Raw genomic sequence first — 18,044 nt, forward strand, 5'->3', positions numbered from 1 at the left:
CCTTGAGCCTCCTCCTTCTCTGCCCAGCCGGTAGCGGCTGACGACCTGAGAAGAAGGGTGCTCAGTTGGTGTTTCGGCTATGCCACTGCACTGTTTCGCGCGCGTGAACGCATCGGCCTATTTTGTTGCGTGCAGGTTTCGCCAGGCGATTTGCGGTCGGTTTCATCGCCCCTGAGCCGTCCGGGAGCCCGAGACGACCCCGATTCGCTGCGTCAGCCGAGCAATGCGTCGACGAACGCGCCCGGCTCGAACGGCGCCAGATCGTCGGCGCCCTCACCGAGCCCGACGAGCTTCACGGGAACCCCGAGTTCGTGCTGAACCTGGAACACGATGCCACCCTTGGCGGTGCCGTCGAGCTTGGTGAGCACCACACCGGTGATGTCGACGACCTCGGCGAACACCCGCGCCTGCGCGAGGCCGTTCTGGCCGATGGTCGCGTCGAGGACGAGGAGCACGTCGTCAACCGAGGCCTTCTTCTCGATGACGCGCTTGACCTTGCCGAGCTCGTCCATCAGTCCCGTCTTCGTGTGGAGCCGGCCGGCGGTATCGATCAGCACGACGTCGACGCCGTTGTCGATTCCCCTGGACACGGCATCGAACGCGACGGCCGCCGGATCTGCGGCTTCCTTCCCGCGCACCACCTCGGCGCCCACCCGCTCGGCCCAGGTCTGCAACTGGTCCGCTGCGGCGGCCCGGAACGTGTCGGCGGCACCGAGCAGGACGCGCCTGCCGTCGGCCACGAGAACACGCGCGAGCTTGCCGGTGGTGGTGGTCTTGCCGGTGCCGTTCACACCGACGACCAGCAGGACCGCCGGGTGGTCGTCGTGCGGCAGGGCACGGATCGAGCGATCGAGTTCCGGCCGGAGTTCTGCGACCAGGACTTCACGGAGCAGTGCGCGGGCATCGGCCTCGGTGCGGACGCTGCGCGACGCCATCTGCTCACGCAGCGACGTGACGATCTTCGTGGTGGTCGCCGAGCCGAGGTCGGCGATGAGGAGCGTGTCCTCCACCTCTTCCCAGGAGTCCTCGTCGAGATCGCCACCGCCGAGTAGTCCGAGCAGGCTCTTGCCCACCGCGGACTGTGAACGCGACAGTCGCCCACGCAGACGGTCGAGCCGTCCTTCCGTGGGGGCGATGACGTCGAGCACCGGCGCGGCGGGAGCCGGTTCGGGTTCGGGTTCGGGCGCGACCGCGGGTTCCGGTTCGACCTCGGGCGCGACGACCGGTTCGTAGGTGACCGGCTCCGGCGGGGCCGTCGGCTTCTCCGGGGCCTTCTCGGGGGCCTTCTCCGGCTCGGGGGGCGCGACGACCTCGGGTACGGGCGCCACCTCGGGTTCGGGCACCGGTTTCGGCAGAACCGGCTCGGGCGCAGGCGGACGTGGCGGCGCCGTCGCCGTCGACCCCTGACTGAAGTTGAACCCGCCGTCCGCCCGGTAACTGCCCGAACGGTCCTTCTCCGCCGTGGTGACCTGCGGGGTGTCCGGCGCCTTCAGTGAGATTCGGCGACGCCGATACAGCAGGGACCCGACGACGAGAACGACGAGAAGTACGGCCAGTGCGGCCGCGATGGCAATCCAAGCTCCGGTAGTCACGCCGCCCATTGTTTCAGGCTCCGGATTTCGTCGCGCACTGCCTTCCCGCCCGCACAGTCCCGGACCGGACCACAATCAGGCGTCTGCGGCCGCCATGTCCTGGCCACGGAGCCGCTGGGAGATGACGGTGGTGATGCCGTCGCCGCGCATGCTGACGCCGTAGAGCGCGTCGGCCACCTCCATCGTCGGCTTCTGGTGGGTGATGACGATCAGCTGCGACTTCTCCCGCAGCTGCTCGAACAACCCGATGAGACGGCGCAGGTTCGTGTCGTCCAGCGCGGCCTCCACCTCGTCCATCACATAGAAGGGGGACGGCCTGGCCCGGAAGATCGCCACGAGCATCGCCACCGCCGTCAGCGACTTCTCGCCACCGGACAGTAGCGACAGGCGCTTGACCTTCTTGCCCGGCGGCCGGGCCTCCACCTCGATGCCGGTGGTCAGCATGTTCGACGGGTCGGTGAGCACCAGCCTGCCCTCGCCACCGGGGAACAGCTTCGCGAAGACCTGCACGAATTCGCGTTCGACGTCCGAATAGGCCTCGGTGAACACCTGCAGGATGCGGGCATCCACGTCGGCCACCACACCGAGGAGATCCTTGCGGGCGGTCTTCACGTCCTCGAGCTGCGTAGAGAGGAAGTTGTAGCGCTCCTCGAGCGCGGCGAACTCCTCGAGTGCCAGCGGGTTGACCTTGCCGAGCGTCGCCAGGTCCTTCTCGGCACGTTTCGCGCGACGTTCCTGCGTGGCGCGGTCGTACGGAATCGGCGCGGGCATCGTGACCTGCTCGCCGCGCTCCTTCGCCTGCTCGTACTCCTCCATCTCGAGTGCGGACGGCGGCAGCGCGACATCGGGGCCGTATTCGGCGATCAGATCGTCCAGGCCGATCCCGTGCTGTTCGAGGATGGCCTCCTCGAGCTGTTCGATGCGCAGCGCGGCCTGGGCGCGAGCGACCTCGTCGCGGTGCACGGCGTCGGTGAGCGACGCCAGCTGTCCGGTCAGCTGACGCACCCTTTCCTTCACCTGTTCGAGTTGAGTCGTCCGCTCGGTGCGGGCCCGGGCGAGTTCGTCACGGTGTGCCACCGCGGCGTCGACGACGTCACCGAGATGCTCGGCGACCCGTTGTCCCGACTCGGCGACCGCCGCTGCGACGGCGGCCGCGTTCTGGCGGGCCTTCATCGCACGTTCGGCCCGGGCGCGCGCGTCGCGTTCCACCTGTGCGGCGCGGCGCAGGGAGTCCGCCTTGCCTCGTACCGACTCGGCCCGCTCCTCGGCCGTGCGCACGGACAGCCGGGCCTCCACTTCCACGGCCCGCACCTCGGCCAGCGCCGCGGCCGCCATCTCACGATCGATGCTCGTCGTGTCGGATCCACCCGTGTCGGCGCCGGCGGACGACCCGTCCTGTTCCGCCAGGCGCAGCCGTTCCTCGAGTTCGGCGAGCGCGGTCAGCGTGTCCTCCCGACCGCTCTCGGCCTTGTCCCGCTGGGCCATGAGCCGATCGGATTCGGCGTGCGCGGCCCGCGCGGCCTGACCGAGGCGGCCGAGGCGCTCGTAGATGGCGGACATCGCGGCGTCCGACTCGTTCAGCGCGGCCAGTGCCTGCTCGGCGTTCTCCTGGCGGTCGGCCTGTTCCGCGACCGCGCCGGACAGTGCCGCGGACAGTTCCTCGGCGCGCCGTTCGGCGCGGGCGAGATCCTGCACGGAGTTGTCGATGGCGGCCTGGACTTCGAGGGTGCTCGGCTGTCGGTCCGACCCGCCGCTCATCCAGCCCGCTCCGAGGAGATCTCCGTCGCGGGTGACGGCGCGCACGTCGGGCCTGCGCCGGACGGTCTCGACGGCGTCGTCGAGGGAATCGACCACGACCACTCCACCCAGGAGCGCCGCGATCCCGGTCCGCAGTTCGGCGGGGCAGTCGATGACGTCGACGGCCCACCGGGCGCCGGAGTCCAGGAGTCCGCCGTTCGGCGCGGCCTGATCGGTCCCGATGAACAGGGACGCCCGACCGCTGTCCGTCTCCTTCAACGCACCGACAGCGCTACGGGCGGCGTCGAGGGATTCGGCGACAACGGCGTCCGCGGCAGGACCCATCGCTGCCGCGACGGCGCCCTCGTACCCTGTCTCGACGGTGATGAGGCCACCGATCGGTCCGCGGATACCGTGCTCGCCCCGATTCTCGACGAGCCAGCCGGCGCCGTCCTTGCGTTCGAGGCCCATCGACAGCGCGTCGATCCGGGCACGCAGGGACGCCACTTCCTGCCCGGCGGCGCGCTCCTCGGCCTGGAGTTCCGTGACGCGTTCGGTGATCAGGCGCAGCGCCTCGACGGCACGCTCGTGGTGCGAATCCAGCCCGAGCTCACCGGCGTCGAGGTCACCGATCTCGTCCTGGACGACCTCGAACTCGGACTGTGCCGCGTCGCCGCGCTGGCGGGCCTCTTCGATCGCGACGGTCAGCCGGGACACTTCGGCGTCGACGGAGTCGGCGCGGGTGCGCAGAGTGTCGACCTGCCCGGACAGCCGGGCCAGGCCTTCACGGCGGTCGGCGATCGCCCGGACCGCCGCCATGTGAGCGCGTTCCGCCTCGGCGGCGGTCTCCTCCCCCAGTGCCAGCTGCTCCTTGGCCGCGTCCAGCGCCGCACGCGCCATCTCGACGGCTTCGACGAGCTCCATCTCCTCCGCGGCGATCCGATCGGCGCGGGCCTCCATCTCGTCCGGATCCTGACCGCGGTTCGCGGAGGGCTCGGAGTCGAGGTGGCGCGCCCGCTCCCGGGCGATGCGGATGGTCGCGTTGACGCGCTCCGCGAGTGCCGACAGCTGAAACCAGGTCTGCGCGGCCGCTTCCGCACCCGGTGTGAGCCTCGACAGTTCCTGCTCGTGCCGTCCCAGCTCGAGATTGGCCTCGTCGAGCGCCTCGGTGACCTGGTCGTGCTGCTCGCGCGCGACCTTCTCGTCCTGAGCCTGGTTGGCCAGGTCCTCGCGTCGCGTGACCAGGTCGTCCGCGGCGAGCCGCAGCTTCGCGTCGCGGAGATCGGCCTGCACCGTCTGTGCGCGGCGCGCCACCTCGGCCTGCCGTCCGAGTGGTTTGAGCTGGCGCCGCAATTCCGCGGTGAGGTCGTTCAGACGCGCCAGGTTGGCCTGCATCGCGTCGAGTTTGCGGACCGCTTTTTCCTTGCGTTTGCGGTGTTTGAGTACGCCGGCTGCTTCCTCGATGAACGCGCGCCGGTCCTCCGGACGGGATTCGAGGATGGCGGCGAGGCGGCCCTGCCCGACGATCACGTGCATCTCCCGGCCGATGCCGGAGTCGCTGAGCAGTTCCTGCACGTCCATCAGCCGGCACGAGCTGCCGTTGATCTCGTATTCGCCGGCGCCGTCGCGGAACATGCGCCGGGTGATCGACACCTCGGAGTAGTCGATCGGCAGGGCGCCGTCGGAGTTGTCGATGGTCAGCGTGACCTCGGCGCGTCCGAGGGGTGCCCGCCCGGCGGTGCCCGCGAAGATGACGTCTTCCATCTTGCCGCCGCGCAGAGCCTTCGCTCCCTGCTCCCCCATCACCCAGGTGAGCGCGTCGACGACGTTGGACTTACCCGACCCGTTGGGCCCCACGACACAGGTGATTCCCGGCTCGAATCGCAGAGTCGTTGCGGACGCAAAGGATTTGAATCCCTTCAGCGTCAGACTCTTCAGATGCATGACGGAGAACTTTACCTGCGGTTCACCGTTCCACGAACCCGGTGAGGTCGCCGCGGGCGGAATCCCATTGCTCGACGACGAGATCCACCGCGCCCGGCGTGTCCCCCGACCGCAGCAGCGTCAGCAGGGTCTCCAGCTTGTCGCGAGGCCCCTCGGCGATGACGAGCACGCGGCCGTCCTTCTGATTGGCCGCGTAGCCGACGAGACCGAGTTCCAGCGCCCGGGCGCGGGTCCACCACCGGAATCCCACTCCCTGCACGAATCCGTGCACCCACGCGGTCATTCTCTCCATGTCCGTCACGACCGTTCGAGTTTGTAGATCTTCCCGGTGAAACTCGTGGCGTAGAGCGCGTCCGCATCCCAGCCCGGTCCGGCGCCGAACCGCACCGAGGACACGAGTGGCAGTCCGGACGCCAGAGCGCAGCTCTCCCCCGTCGCGGGATCCACCCGCACCACCTTGCCGCCACCGTTGTAGGCGACGTAGACGATGCCGTCCGGTCCGACGGTGAGGTCGTCGGCCGCGTTGAGGGGCCCGGAGCCGGGCAACTCGACCGATACGACCGGACCGCCGAGGTCGTCTTCGCGGAGGATGCGCAGCGTGGTGGTCGTGTCGAACGTCGTCACCGTGTACACGTTGCCGTCGTGCGCGGCGAGACCGTCCACCGTTCCCAGATCGGTGCGCACGACCTCCGGTGTGTGGGGATCCGAGGCGGGGACGCGGGTCAGTCCGGCCCCGGCGCCCAGATTCCGGGCGGTGAGGATGTCTCCGTTGCTCAGCCGGACCAGCCCGTTCGGCATGACCAGCCCCTCGGCCACGGTTCGTGTGTCACCCGTGTCGAGGTTCACCACGTCCACCGTGCCGCTGGCCGAGCCCGTGACCCCGGCGGCGAAGGAGTTCCCCGTGGCGAAATACGCGTCGGCGCCGTCCACGGCAATTCCGCCGGGCGACTCGACCTCGGGCACGATCGGGGTGACGGAGCCGTCGGGGGCGACCCCGTCGAGGGCTCCGCCGCCCACCAGGCCTGTCCGCGACACCAGCATGGTGCCCGCGCCGTCGAAGGCCAGGTTCTCGAGAACACCCGCCCCGGACGTCACCTCGGACACCGACCACGGGGTGCACGCGCCGCCGGGGGGCGCGAACGCGGGCCCGGCAGCCGCGGGCGCGACCACGAGTAGACCCGCGCAGAGCGCGGTCCCGCCCGCGAGCGCGGCCAGCTCACGCCGCATCATGCTTCTCTTTCGACGGTCAACGTCACCGTCGTTCCCGCCTTCAGCGTCCGTCCGACCGTGCAGACCTTGTCGACCGACCGTTCGACGAGCGCCACCAGACGCTCCTGCGCGTCGGCGTCGAGCTCGCTGAGATCGAGCTCCATCACCTCGTTCAGCTGCGGGTACACCTCGTTCTCCCGATCGGCGGCACCCGACACCCGGATGGTGGCGTCGTAGTTGTCGCCCAGCCGCCGCGACAGCGGGAAGTCCGAGCTCATGCCACTGCACGCGGCGAGTGCGATCTTCAGGAGTTCCCCGGGGGTGAACACGCCCTCCACGCCCTCGGAGCCGATCAGGACCTCGGCGCCGCGCGAGCTGCGGCCGGTGTATCGCCGGGTGCCCGTTCGCTCGACCCACAGTGAGGTGGGCGCCGTCGTGTCGGAAGTCTGTTCTGCCATGCGCTCAATCCTGCCACCGGTCGGCGCAACGCCAGGTAGGTGGGTGGGCGGCAGTGGTTTCCGCGGAATTGTGAACGAGGATTCTCAGCAGAGGGAATCGGTGGGCCGTAGGGTGAACCGACCAATGACGCCGAGACGTAGCGGGGAATGCAGATGGGCCAGATCGGTAGTGCGGGAGAGCGCCAACTTCAGTCCGAGTACGGCACCGAGGATCGTGCCGCCAAGTTCTACTCGGATCAGATGCTGGACCATCTCAATCCCATGATGATCGAGTTCATCGGACGCCAGGAGATCGCCTTCATCGCCACCGCCGACGCGTCCGGCGAGTGTGACAACAGTCTGCGAGCCGGGACACCGGGATTCATGCACGTCATCGATTCCACTACCCTCGCGTACCCGGAGTACCGCGGCAACGGCGTGATGGCGAGCCTCGGCAACATCCGGGAAAACCCGCACGTCGGAATCATTCTCGTGGACTTCGTGCAGGACCTCATCGGACTGCACGTGAACGGTTCGGCCCGGATCGTCGAAGACCCGGTCCTTCGCTCCGAGATCGCGGATCTGCCTGCGGACCACACGAACGGCCGGATCCCGGAACGCTGGGTGGTGGTGGAGGTGGAGGAGGCATACATACACTGCCGCAAACACATTCCGAGAATGGCACCGGTTCCCCGGCACCGCGAATGGGGAACCGACGACGTGAAACGCAAGGGCGGCGACTACTTCGACGCCAAGGCGACACCACGCCACGACACCGACGATCAGTTCGCCGAGGAGCCCGCGACCGCCGCACTCACACAGACGATGTCGCCGGGCTTCTCCGTGGTGCCGGCTGGCACTTCGGGCAACTGAACGACGAGCGGTTCATGAATTTCTCCCGCCGGATCGCGGTGCCGCACCGCGGGCACGGGCGATCCTCCTGACCGTAGGCGGACAGCGAACGGTCGAAATAGCCCGACGCTCCGTTGACGTTCACGTACAGCGCGTCGAAGGACGTGCCGCCCTGAGTGAGTGCCTCACGCATGACCTCCTGGGCGGCGGTGAGCGCTGCACGGATCTTGGGACCACTCAGCCTGTCGGTGAGCCGATTTCCGTGGATCTGTGCGCGCCACAGCGCCTCGTCTGCGTAGATGTTGCCGATGCCGGAGACGACGGTCTGGTCCAGAAGGGCACGCTTGATCTCGGTGTGCTTGCCGCGCACGACCTTCACGGTGGCCGCGAGGTCGAAACGCGGATCCAGCGGGTCGCGGGCGATGTGCGCCACCGAGTCCGGCACGAGCGAGCCGTCGACGTCGACGAGGGGTGCCAGCGCCCAGCCCCCGAACGTCCGTTGGTCGACGAATCTGAGGTCGAGACCCGAATCGAGCCGGGCCCGGATGCGCAAATGCTTCTCGGTCGGCAGATCCGGTGGCTGCACGAGCATTTGACCACTCATGCCGAGATGCACCACGAGAGCGACCGTGCTGGGTTCGAGGACCAGCCACAGATACTTTCCACGACGGTCGGCGCTCGCGATGCGTTCGCCGGTGAGCTGTCCGGCGAGGTCGGCGGCGCCGGGCAGATGACGCCGGATCGCCCGCGGGTGCAGGATGTCGACGGAATCGATCGACGCCCCCACGATGTGGCGTTCGAGTCCGCGCCGGACCACCTCGACTTCGGGTAGTTCAGGCACTGACGTCGTCGGCCGCTACGTCGGGGCCTGCGTCGGACAACGCATTCCACGCCGTACTCGCAGCCTTCTGCTCGGCCTCCTTCTTGGAGCGGCCGATACCGACGCCGAGGGGCTTGCCGCCGACGATCACGGTGGCGGTGAATTCCTTGTCGTGGTCGGGGCCGGTCGCCGTGATCTCGTACGCCGGCACACCGACGCCACGCTCCGCGGTCAACTCCTGCAGACTCGTCTTCCAGTCCAGACCCGCGCCGAGACGGGGGGCTCGCTGGAGGAGATCGCTGAAGAGGTCGAGCACGACGCGTCGCGCCGTGTCGATGCCGTGCTCGAGGTGGATGGCGCCGAGAATCGACTCCATGCCGTCGGCCAGGATGCTCGGCTTGTCGCGGCCACCGGTCATCTCCTCGCCCTTACCGAGCAGGAGATGGGCACCGAGGCCGCCCTCACCGAGAGTGCGGGCCACCTCCGCGAGCGCGTGCATGTTGACGATGCTCGCCCGAATCTTCGCGAGGTCGCCCTCGGATTTGTCGGGATGCGCAAGGTAGAGCTTCTCGGTGACGGTCACTCCGAGCACGGAGTCGCCGAGAAATTCGAGACGCTCGTTGGTGGGCAGACCACCGTTCTCGTACGCATACGAGCGGTGCGTCAACGCCAGGGTGAGCAGCGAAGGCTCGATTTCTACGCCGAGGGCGGCGAGGAGGGAAGCATGATCCTCCTCGCCGCCGGCGGGTGTATTACTGATGTCGCTCGTCACAACGCCTCTCCGCGGAGAACTAGACGGCGGCAGTGACCTGGCGGCCCTTGTATGTGCCACACGACGGGCACGCGACGTGGGGCAGCGTCTTCTCGCCGCAGCCACGGTTGGGGCAGGTGACGAGGGTAGGCACAGTGGTCTTCCACTGGCTGCGACGCGACCTCGTGTTGGATCGCGACATTCTGCGCTTGGGGACAGCCACTTCTACTTCTCCTCGGCTTCGGTGTTCACAAGATTCTTGCTGGGTTCTGATTCCACGCCAAATTTGGCTGCAAGACCAGCCCAGCGAGGATCAAGTATGTCATGCCCATGGCCAGATTCGGCAATCGCCAGGCGAACGCCACATTCTGGGCACAATCCTTGGCAGTCGTCACTGCAGAGCGGCTGCAATGGCAGTGCGAGGCCGACGGCGTCGATCACGACGGGTTCGAGGTCGATCTCGTCGTCGACGACGTGATAGACCTCCCCCTCCTCCGTGGTCTCCTCCGTGGTGCTGTCCGGGTATGCGAACAGCTCCGTGAGAGTCAGGTCCACCGCGTCGGAGAACGGCTCGAGACATCTCGAGCACTCCCCCACGGTGTCGGCTCGCAACGAACCGGTGACCAGGACCCCCTCGGATACGGCCTCCAATCGGAGATCGAGATCGATCTCCGATCCTTCCTCGATGGCGATTAGGTCGAGACCGATGCGCTGTGGCGCCGTCACCACCCGTTCCACGGTGCGCATCGAACCGGGACGACGGCCGAGTTTGACCGTGTCCAGCACGAAGTCCGCGTCCCGTCGGGAACGCGATGAGCTGTGGCGATGGGATGACAACAAACTTCACTTTCGAGAAAAGGGAAACGACAAAGGGCAACCACTCCACGATACGCAATCTGCGCGGTGGAGCCAAATTCGATCGGGCGCCGGTCGGACGGTCGCTCAGCGGCGACGCTCGGCCCGGCGGTCGTCGACGTCGTAGTCCGAGGCGTAGTCGGGAACACCCGAACCGGTCCGCAACTGCTGACGTCCGCGCCCCACGGACCGGACGGTGCCGTTCAGGAAGTCCTCGAACTCCGCGAGCTTCGTGTCGACGTACAGGTCGCAGTCCGAGCGGAGACGATCCGATTCGGCGTGCGCGGAGTCGATCACCCGCGCCGACTCGGCGTGCGCCGCCTGGACGACCTCCGTCTGCGAGACGAGGCGCGCCTGCTCCGCCGTGCCCTCCGCAACGGACCTCTCGTAGGACGCCTTGCCCGACTCGATCATGCGATCGGCCTCGGACCGTGCACGGCCCGTGAGTGCGTCGTACTCGCGCTGGCCTTCCGCGACGGAGGACTCGGCCTCGGCGCGCGCGTCGGTGACCAACTGCTCGGCGTGTGCGCGGGCCTCGGCGACCATCCGGTCCGCCTGCGCCTTCGCGTCCGCCAGGATGCGGTCGGCATCGTCCCGGGCGTTCTCGATGGTGGAGTTCGCCTCGGCGTTGGCGCTGGAGACGGTCTTCTCCGCGTTGGACCGCGCGTCCCCCACCAGTTTGTCCTTGTGGTCCAGGACGTCCTGGGCGTCGTCGAGTTCACCGGGAATCGCATCGCGCACGTCGTCGAGCAGTTCGAGGACGTCACCGCGCGGAACCACGCAGCCGGCGGTCATCGGTACGCCGCGTGCCTCTTCGACAATCGCGACAAGTTCGTCGAGCGCCTCGAATACCCGGTACACAAGCAACCCCAATCATCCATGACCCTCAGCAGGTCGGCGCAGCCTTCTTCGTGCAAGTCTGCCCGACCGGACGCCGCGGGTGTGTCGTGGCAGCCGGTGTGTCGGGTATCAGCTGCTCTCGGCGGCGCGCTCGGCGATCCTCGCGAGAAGACGGGCGTGCACCTTCTCGGGCAGCATGTCGGAGACGTCGCCACCGAACGTGGCCACTTCCTTCACGAGCGAACTCGACAGGTAGCTGTAGGTGGGGTTGGTCGGGATGAAGAGGGTGTCGACGCCACTGAGCTTCTGGTTCATCTGCGCCATCTGCAGTTCGTAGTCGAAGTCGTTGGCGCCGCGCAGGCCCTTGACGATCGCTGTGATCCCTTGCTGCTTGGCGTAATCCACCAGCAGACCGTGCCAGGAGGACACCCGAACGTTGGGCAGCTCACTGGTCGAGTCTTCGAGCATCTCGATGCGCTCTTCGACGGTGAACAGGCCACGCTTGCTCTTGTTGACCATGACCGTCACGATGACCTCGTCGAACTGCGCGGCAGCTCTGCCGATCACGTCAAGGTGGCCATTGGTCACGGGGTCGAAGGATCCGGGGCAGACAGCGCCAGTCATGAGTCCAGACCGTAGCAGGTCGCCAATTCGATTCTCGCCTCGCCGTACTTCTTCGCCTTGACGGGCGCGAAGCCTTCGGGCCAGACCGTCTCGGGCGACCTCGACGACCGCTCGAGCACCACGATCGAGCCGTCGCCGACCCAGCCGTTGCCCCGCAGGTGGCCGAGCACCGTCTGCACCGCCCCGTCGTCGACGGCGTACGGCGGATCCGCCATCACCAGGTCGTACGGCCTGTCGGCGGTGCCCGCGAGCACCGCCGCCACCGGAGCGCCGCGCACCTCCGCGCCCGGTAGACCGACCGTCGTCACGTTGTGCTTGATGATGCCCGCCGCTTTCGCGTCGGACTCGACGAGGACGACGCGGTCCGCACCCCGGGAGAGCGCCTCCAGGCCGAGCGCCCCCGATCCCGCGTAGAGATCGAGGACGGACGCGCCCTCGAGGTCCATCCGGCTGTGCAGTGCGCTGAACAATGCCTCGCGGACCCGGTCCGAGGTGGGCCGGGTCCCGCTCGGCGGGACCCGCAGGCGTCGACCGCCCGCGAGTCCCGCGATGATCCGAGTCACTCGCTCGCGGACTCCCCTGTCGACACGACGGCGAGGAGGTCGCCGCCTTCGACCTGCTGGACCGATCCGATGGCCAGCCGGGAGACAGTGCCGCTTCGTGGGGCGGTGATGGCCGCTTCCATCTTCATGGCCTCGATGGTGGCGATCGTGTCGCCGGCGGTGATGTGCTGGCCCTCGGTGACGGCGAGGGTCACCACACCGGCGAACGGTGCCGGCACGTGGCCGGGGTTGTTCTTGTCGGCCTTCTCCGCGGCGGGGATCTCACTGGAGATGGACCGGTCGCGCACCGACACCGGGCGCAGCTGCCCGTTGAGGATGCACATCACGGTGCGGTATCCCCGCTCGTCGGGTTCGGAGATGGCCTCGAGCCCGATGATCAGCTCGACACCGGGTGCGAGGCGGACCCGGTGCTCGTCGCCGCGGCGCAGGCCGTAGAAGAACTGGTTCGCCGAGAGCTGCGAGGTGTCGCCGTACTTGTCGCGGTGCTCGAGGAATTCCTTCGTCGGGCCGGGGAACAGCAGCCGGTTGAGCGTCGCGCGGCGTTCCGCGGAGGTGCCGGAGAGGGCCTTCTCGTCCTCCGCGGACAGCGGCACCTCGGGCTTCGCGACTCCGCGACCTTCGAGGGCCCGGGTGCGGAACGGTTCGGGCCAGCCACCGGGCGGGGTACCCAGTTCGCCGCGCAGGAACCCGACCACCGAGTCGGGGATGTCGAACTTCGCCGGGTTCTCCTTGAATTCCTCGGTGGAGGCCCCGGATCCGACGAGGTGCAGGGCGAGGTCGCCGACGACCTTCGACGACGGGGTGACCTTCACCAGGCGTCCGAGCATCCGGTCGGCGGCCGCGTACTTGGCCTCGACTTCCTCGAACTTGTCGCCGAGTCCGAGGGCCACGGCCTGGGTGCGCAGGTTCGACAGCTGACCGCCGGGGATCTCGTGGGTGTAGACGCGTCCGGTCGGGGCAGGCAGCCCGGACTCGAACGGCTTGTAGACCTTGCGCAGCGCCTCCCAGTACGGCTCGAGGTCGCACACGGCCTGCAGGTCCAGGCCGGTGTCGTACTGCGAGTGCGCGGCCGCGGCCACGATCGCCGACAACGCCGGCTGACTGGTGGTGCCCGCCATCGCGGCCGAGGCGCCGTCGACCGCGTCCGCGCCTGCCTGCCATGCGGCCAGGTACGTCGCGAGCTGACCGCCGGGGGTGTCGTGGGTGTGCACGTGCACGGGCAGGTCGAAGTTCTTGCGCAGCGCCGTCACCAGGGTGGTGGCGGCGGGGGCGCGGAGCAGTCCGGCCATGTCCTTGATCGCGATGATGTGCGCACCGGCCTCGACGATCTCCTCCGCCAGGCGCAGGTAGTAGTCGAGGGTGTAGAGGTTCTCGTTCGGGTTCGACAGGTCGCCGGTGTAGGACAGGGCGACCTCGGCGAGAGCGGTGCCGGTCTCGCGGACGGCGTCGATGGCCGGCCGCATCTGGTCGACGTTGTTGAGGGCGTCGAAGATGCGGAAGATGTCGATGCCGCTGTTGGTGGCCTCCTCGACGAACGCCCGCGTCACCTTCTCCGGGTACGGGGTGTAGCCGACGGTGTTCCGTCCGCGCAGCAGCATCTGCAGGCAGATGTTCGGCACGGCCTCGCGCAGCGCGGCCAGCCGGTACCAGGGGTCCTCGTGCAGGAACCGCAGCGCCACGTCGTAGGTCGCACCACCCCACGCCTCGATGGACAGCAGCTCGGGGGTCAGCCGGGCGACGTGCCCGGCGACGTCGAGCAGACCGCTGGTCCGCACGCGGGTCGCGAGCAGCGACTGGTGTGCGTCACGGAACGTGGTCTCGGTGACGGCGAGGGCCTTCTGCTCCCGCAGTGCCTTGGCGAATCCCTCCGGCCCGAGGGCGAGCAGCTTCTGACGGCTGCCGTCCGGCGGCGGGGTGGACAGGTCGATCTGGGGCAGCTTGTCGCGCGGGTACACCGCCGACGGCCGCTCGCCGTGCGGCTTGTTGACCGTCACGTCGGCGAGGTAGGTGAGGATCTTGGTGCCACGGTCGGCGGAGCTGCGCAGCGTGAGCAGCTGGGGCCGCTCCTCGATGAAGGACGTGGTGACCCGGCCGGCCTTGAAATCGGGGTCGTCGAGCACCGCCTGCAGGAACGGGATGTTCGTCGACACGCCGCGGATGCGGAACTCGGTGACCGCGCGGCGGGCACGGGCGACGGCGGTTTCGAAGTCGCGGCCGCGGCACGTCAGCTTGACGAGCATCGAATCGAAGTACGCGGAGACCTCTGCCCCGACCGACGTCCCGCCGTCGAGGCGGATACCGGCACCGCCCGGGGTGCGGTAGCCGGTGATCCGACCGGTGTCCGGGCGGAACCCGTTGGCGGGGTCCTCGGTGGTGATGCGGCACTGCAGCGCCGCACCGCGCAGCGTGATCTTGTCCTGGCTCAGGCCCAGATCCGCGAGGGTCTCCCCCGACGCGATCCGCAGCTGCGACTGCACGAGGTCGACGTCCGTGACCTCTTCGGTGACGGTGTGCTCGACCTGGATGCGGGGGTTCATCTCGATGAAGACGTGGTTGCCGCGGGTGTCGAGGAGGAATTCGACGGTGCCCGCACAGGCGTAGTTGATCTCCTTCGCGAACGCGACGGCGTCCGCGCAGATCTTCGCCCGCAGCTCTTCCGACAGGTTCGGGGCCGGCGCGAGCTCGATCACCTTCTGGTGGCGGCGCTGCAGCGAGCAGTCCCGCTCGAACAGGTGGATGACGTTGCCCTGACCGTCGGCCAGGATCTGGACCTCGATGTGACGCGGGTCGACGACGGCCTGTTCGAGGAACACCGTCGGGTCGCCGAAGGCCGACTCGGCCTCACGCGCGGCGGCCTCGATGGACTCCTTGAGCTGAGCCCGCTCGGCGACGCGGCGCATGCCGCGGCCACCGCCGCCGGCGACGGCCTTCACGAACAGCGGGAACTGCATGGTCTCGGCCGCGGCCAGCAACTCGTCCACATCGGCGGACGGCTCCGACGACGCCAGCACCGGCAGACCGGCCGCCTTCGCCGCGGCGATCGCACGCGCCTTGTTGCCGGTGAGCTCGAGCACCTCGGCGGAGGGACCCACGAACGTGATGCCCGCCTCGGCGCACGCGGCGGCGAGATCGGGGTTCTCGGAAAGGAAGCCGTAGCCGGGGTAGATGGCGTCGGCGCCTGCCTGCTTGGCCGCGGAGACGATCTCGTCGACGGAGAGGTACGCCCGAACCGGGTGTCCCTCCTCGCCGATCTGATAACTCTCATCAGCCTTCAGACGGTGGATCGAGTTCCGATCCTCGTACGGGAACACCGCGACCGTTCCAGCACCTAGTTCGTAGGCGGCACGGAAAGCGCGGATCGCAATTTCGCCACGGTTGGCGACCAGGACTTTGGAGAACATTGGAGCAAACTACCCCGCCGAAGACGGCCGCGGATAAGTGGCATCCCACATTTCAGGATCCTCCACAAACTTCACAAAGACCCCCCTGACGTGTGCGAATTCTGCAACAGACCCGAAACAGACGAGCGAAGATTTACGTGAAGCGAAGTAAGTTCTCACGTTTTCTCCAGATATTCGATGCGGTCGGCGTCGAGAGCCGACGTCACCATCGCCGACAGTCCCGGATGGTTTTCGAGTCGCGGATCGTCCGCGATCACCGAACGCGCGAACTCGGATGCCGCGGCGATGACGTCCTCGTGGCCGAGCAGCGACAACAGCCGCAACGTAGACGTCGTGCCCGACTGCGCCGCACCGAGAATGTCGCCTTCGCGCCGGGTGGCGAGGTCGAGTTGCGCGAGTTCGAAACCGTCGTTGGTCGAGGCCACGTTCGACAGTCGCTCGTAGGCGGGACCGCCCGGATTCATCTCCGTGACGAGAATGCAGAGGCCCTGGTGTTTGCCTCGGCCGACGCGTCCGCGCAGCTGGTGCAGCTGGCTCACACCGAAACGGTCCGCGTCGACGATCACCATGATCGTCGCGTTCGGGACGTCGACGCCGACCTCGACGACGGTGGTGCACACGAGGACGTCGATGTCACCGGCCGTGAAGTCGCGCATCACCGCGTCCTTCTCGTCCGCGGGAAGCCGGCCGTGCAGCAGTCCCACCCGCAGGTCGGGCATGATGCTGCCGCTCAACTCCTCGAACACCTCGACGGCGGACTTCGTCTCGGGCGCCTTCTCGTCGAACGCGTCCTCACCGTCGCCCTTCTCGCCGTCGCCGATGCGCGAGCACACGACGTACGCCTGCCGCCCCTCGGCCACGTCCTCGCGGATCCGTTCCCACGCGCGCGCGACCCACTGCGGCTTCTGGGACGCGGGTACCACACTGCTCTTGATCGGCGACCGCCCCTTCGGCAGCTGGCGCAGCGTCGACACCTCGAGATCGCCGAGCACCGTCATCGCGATGGTGCGGGGAATCGGCGTCGCCGTCATCACCAGCAGGTGCGGGCTCAGACCCTCCCGCGCCCTCGACCGCAGCCGGTCGCGCTGCTCGACACCGAACCGGTGCTGCTCGTCGACCACCACCATCCCGAGGTTGAAGAATTCGACATTGTCCTGGATGAGGGCGTGCGTGCCGATGACGATCCCGGCGTCGCCGGTAATCGCCTCGTTCAGCGCCGCGCGTTTGGCGGCGACCGGCATCGACCCCGTCAGCAGCGCCACCCGCGTCGCCTTCTCGTGCGCCCCGAGTTCCCCGGCGGTCGCGAGGGAGCCGAGCATCGCCCGCAGCGACCGGGCGTGCTGCGTCGCGAGGACCTCGGTCGGGGCGAGTAGAGCGCACTGGTAGCCGGCGTCGACCACCTGGAGCATGGCGCGCAGGGCCACGATCGTCTTACCCGAACCCACCTCACCCTGCAGCAGCCTGCTCATCGGGTGCGGCTGCGCCAGATCGGCGGAGATCTCGTCGGCGACCGCGTGCTGACCGTCGGTGAGCTGGAACGGAAGCATGCTCTCGAACACGTCGGCGATCCCGCCGGGCACGGGCGGGCACTCGGGCGCGACGCGCTCGGCGTTGTCGTGGCGGCGTCGGGCGAGAACCAGCTGGAGCGCGGTCGCCTCGTCGAACCGCAGACGGTCGTGGGCGTTCTCCACGTCCTCACGTGTGTCGGGCAGGTGGACCGACCGGAGAGCTTCGTCGAGACCGATCAGGTCGCGTTCGGCTCGGATGTTCTCCGGCAGGGGGTCGTCGACGTGATCGAGCTGGTCCAGGATCTGGCGGACGCACTTCATGATCGTCCAGCTCTCGACGTCCCGCGTGGCGGGATAGAGCGGGATCAGCGCCCGGTCGAACACGGACATGTCGACCCCCGCACCGGCTTCCTGCGACGCTCGGGCGATTCCCGCGAGATCCCCGGCACCGCGGATCCGGCCGACGTTCACCACGGGGTCCTCGCTGCCGGCACGTGGCTCGGGAAGGATGAGATAGCTCGGATGGGTGAGGCTCCACTTCTGGCGGAAGTACTTGACCGTTCCCGAGAACATCGCGCGCACACCGGGCTTGATCACGTGCTTGACCTTCTGCGGGCTGAAGAAGGTGACGTCCACGTTCTGGGTGTCGGTCGACAGGACCACCTTGAGCATGCTGCCCGGCCGGTTCTTCATCTTCACGACTGCCGCGGACGTGACCCGGGCGATGATCGTGATGTGCTCGCCCTCCGGCGGGTCCTTCTCCGCGAGCTCGCGGCCCTGGGAGGCGTACCGGTGCGGGTAGTGCCGCAGCAGGTCCTCGACCGTGCGGATGTCGAACGCCGCCTCGAGCGCGTCGGCGGTCTTCTTCCCCAGCAGATGATCGAGCCGATCGGACAATGTGGCCATCGAAT

At 68.2% G+C, this 18,044-nt stretch carries 15 protein-coding genes; 1 reads left to right on the forward strand and 14 read right to left on the reverse strand.

Annotation, left to right across the window (positions count from 1 at the left end):
- Positions 1–212 precede the first annotated feature (212 nt).
- From ftsY to DTA22_RS10405, 5 genes are all read right to left on the reverse strand, one after another.
- A complete protein-coding gene (ftsY, locus tag DTA22_RS10385) occupies positions 213–1,601 on the reverse strand; it encodes a signal recognition particle-docking protein FtsY (RefSeq protein ID WP_112299379.1) in 1,389 nt (462 codons plus the stop codon).
- A gap of 66 nt (positions 1,602–1,667) precedes the next feature.
- Positions 1,668–5,273, reverse strand: a complete 3,606-nt coding sequence (gene smc / locus DTA22_RS10390) for a chromosome segregation protein SMC (RefSeq protein ID WP_112299380.1) — start codon at positions 5,271–5,273, stop codon at positions 1,668–1,670.
- Positions 5,274–5,295: 22 nt separating this feature from the next.
- Entirely contained in the window at positions 5,296–5,565 is a 270-nt protein-coding gene (locus DTA22_RS10395; RefSeq protein ID WP_011598391.1) for an acylphosphatase, read from the reverse strand.
- Between the two features lie 5 nt (positions 5,566–5,570).
- Positions 5,571–6,500 carry an NHL repeat-containing protein gene (locus DTA22_RS10400; protein ID WP_081792793.1) on the reverse strand — a complete coding sequence of 310 codons (930 nt, stop codon included), beginning with the start codon at positions 6,498–6,500 and terminating at the stop codon, positions 5,571–5,573.
- Entirely contained in the window at positions 6,500–6,940 is a 441-nt protein-coding gene (locus DTA22_RS10405) for an OsmC family protein (RefSeq protein WP_112299381.1), read from the reverse strand. The genes DTA22_RS10400 and DTA22_RS10405 overlap by 1 nt, the downstream gene beginning before the upstream one ends.
- Positions 6,941–7,087: 147 nt before the next feature.
- Between DTA22_RS10405 and DTA22_RS10410 the strand changes: the two genes are divergently transcribed.
- Positions 7,088–7,792 (forward strand): pyridoxamine 5'-phosphate oxidase family protein, encoded by a 705-nt coding sequence (locus tag DTA22_RS10410; protein ID WP_037245519.1) that lies wholly within the window; start codon positions 7,088–7,090, stop codon positions 7,790–7,792.
- On the opposite strand, the gene mutM is transcribed toward DTA22_RS10410, so the two are convergent.
- From mutM to recG, 9 genes are all read right to left on the reverse strand, one after another.
- The gene (gene mutM / locus DTA22_RS10415; RefSeq protein ID WP_112299382.1) at positions 7,734–8,612 is read right to left on the reverse strand and encodes a bifunctional DNA-formamidopyrimidine glycosylase/DNA-(apurinic or apyrimidinic site) lyase; all 879 of its coding nucleotides are present in this window, start codon (positions 8,610–8,612) and stop codon (positions 7,734–7,736) included. The genes DTA22_RS10410 and mutM overlap by 59 nt on opposite strands.
- On the reverse strand, positions 8,605–9,363 hold the full coding sequence (gene rnc / locus DTA22_RS10420; RefSeq protein ID WP_009479707.1) for a ribonuclease III: 759 nt from the start codon (positions 9,361–9,363) through the stop codon (positions 8,605–8,607). Before rnc ends, mutM begins: the two co-directional genes overlap by 8 nt.
- Positions 9,364–9,382: 19 nt before the next feature.
- Positions 9,383–9,565, reverse strand: a complete 183-nt coding sequence (rpmF, locus tag DTA22_RS10425) for a 50S ribosomal protein L32 (RefSeq protein WP_005240446.1) — start codon at positions 9,563–9,565, stop codon at positions 9,383–9,385.
- A gap of 2 nt (positions 9,566–9,567) precedes the next feature.
- Positions 9,568–10,128 (reverse strand): YceD family protein, encoded by a 561-nt coding sequence (locus tag DTA22_RS10430; protein WP_037245512.1) that lies wholly within the window; start codon positions 10,126–10,128, stop codon positions 9,568–9,570.
- 156 nt (positions 10,129–10,284) lie between these two features.
- Positions 10,285–11,058, reverse strand: a complete 774-nt coding sequence (locus DTA22_RS10435; protein WP_037245510.1) for a DivIVA domain-containing protein — start codon at positions 11,056–11,058, stop codon at positions 10,285–10,287.
- A 108-nt stretch (positions 11,059–11,166) separates the two neighbouring features.
- Complete coding sequence (coaD, locus tag DTA22_RS10440; RefSeq protein ID WP_005240440.1) at positions 11,167–11,661, reverse strand: pantetheine-phosphate adenylyltransferase; 495 nt, start codon at positions 11,659–11,661, stop codon at positions 11,167–11,169.
- The gene (gene rsmD / locus DTA22_RS10445; protein WP_112299383.1) at positions 11,658–12,224 is read right to left on the reverse strand and encodes a 16S rRNA (guanine(966)-N(2))-methyltransferase RsmD; all 567 of its coding nucleotides are present in this window, start codon (positions 12,222–12,224) and stop codon (positions 11,658–11,660) included. Before rsmD ends, coaD begins: the two co-directional genes overlap by 4 nt.
- Positions 12,221–15,625: a pyruvate carboxylase gene (locus DTA22_RS10450; protein WP_112299384.1), complete on the reverse strand. Its 3,405-nt coding sequence runs from the start codon at positions 15,623–15,625 to the stop codon at positions 12,221–12,223. Before DTA22_RS10450 ends, rsmD begins: the two co-directional genes overlap by 4 nt.
- Positions 15,626–15,780: 155 nt before the next feature.
- A complete protein-coding gene (recG, locus tag DTA22_RS10455; protein ID WP_112299385.1) occupies positions 15,781–18,039 on the reverse strand; it encodes an ATP-dependent DNA helicase RecG in 2,259 nt (752 codons plus the stop codon).
- Positions 18,040–18,044: the final 5 nt, after the last annotated feature.

It is taken from the genome of Rhodococcus wratislaviensis, assembly GCF_900455735.1.
In the GTDB taxonomy this organism is placed as follows: Bacteria; Actinomycetota; Actinomycetes; order Mycobacteriales; family Mycobacteriaceae; genus Rhodococcus_F; species Rhodococcus_F wratislaviensis.

Bases quoted from the DNA above. Each gene is read 5' to 3' on its own strand.
- coaD (WP_005240440.1), bottom strand. From the start codon at position 11,661: ATGACTGGCGCTGTCTGCCCCGGATCCTTCGACCCCGTGACCAATGGC.
- DTA22_RS10410 (WP_037245519.1), top strand. From the start codon at position 7,088: ATGCAGATGGGCCAGATCGGTAGTGCGGGAGAGCGCCAACTTCAGTCC.
- DTA22_RS10395 (WP_011598391.1), bottom strand. From the start codon at position 5,565: ATGGAGAGAATGACCGCGTGGGTGCACGGATTCGTGCAGGGAGTGGGA.
- ftsY (WP_112299379.1), bottom strand. From the start codon at position 1,601: ATGGGCGGCGTGACTACCGGAGCTTGGATTGCCATCGCGGCCGCACTG.
- DTA22_RS10405 (WP_112299381.1), bottom strand. From the start codon at position 6,940: ATGGCAGAACAGACTTCCGACACGACGGCGCCCACCTCACTGTGGGTC.
- smc (WP_112299380.1), bottom strand. From the start codon at position 5,273: ATGCATCTGAAGAGTCTGACGCTGAAGGGATTCAAATCCTTTGCGTCC.
- recG (WP_112299385.1), bottom strand. From the start codon at position 18,039: ATGGCCACATTGTCCGATCGGCTCGATCATCTGCTGGGGAAGAAGACC.
- DTA22_RS10450 (WP_112299384.1), bottom strand. From the start codon at position 15,625: ATGTTCTCCAAAGTCCTGGTCGCCAACCGTGGCGAAATTGCGATCCGC.
- DTA22_RS10400 (WP_081792793.1), bottom strand. From the start codon at position 6,500: ATGCGGCGTGAGCTGGCCGCGCTCGCGGGCGGGACCGCGCTCTGCGCG.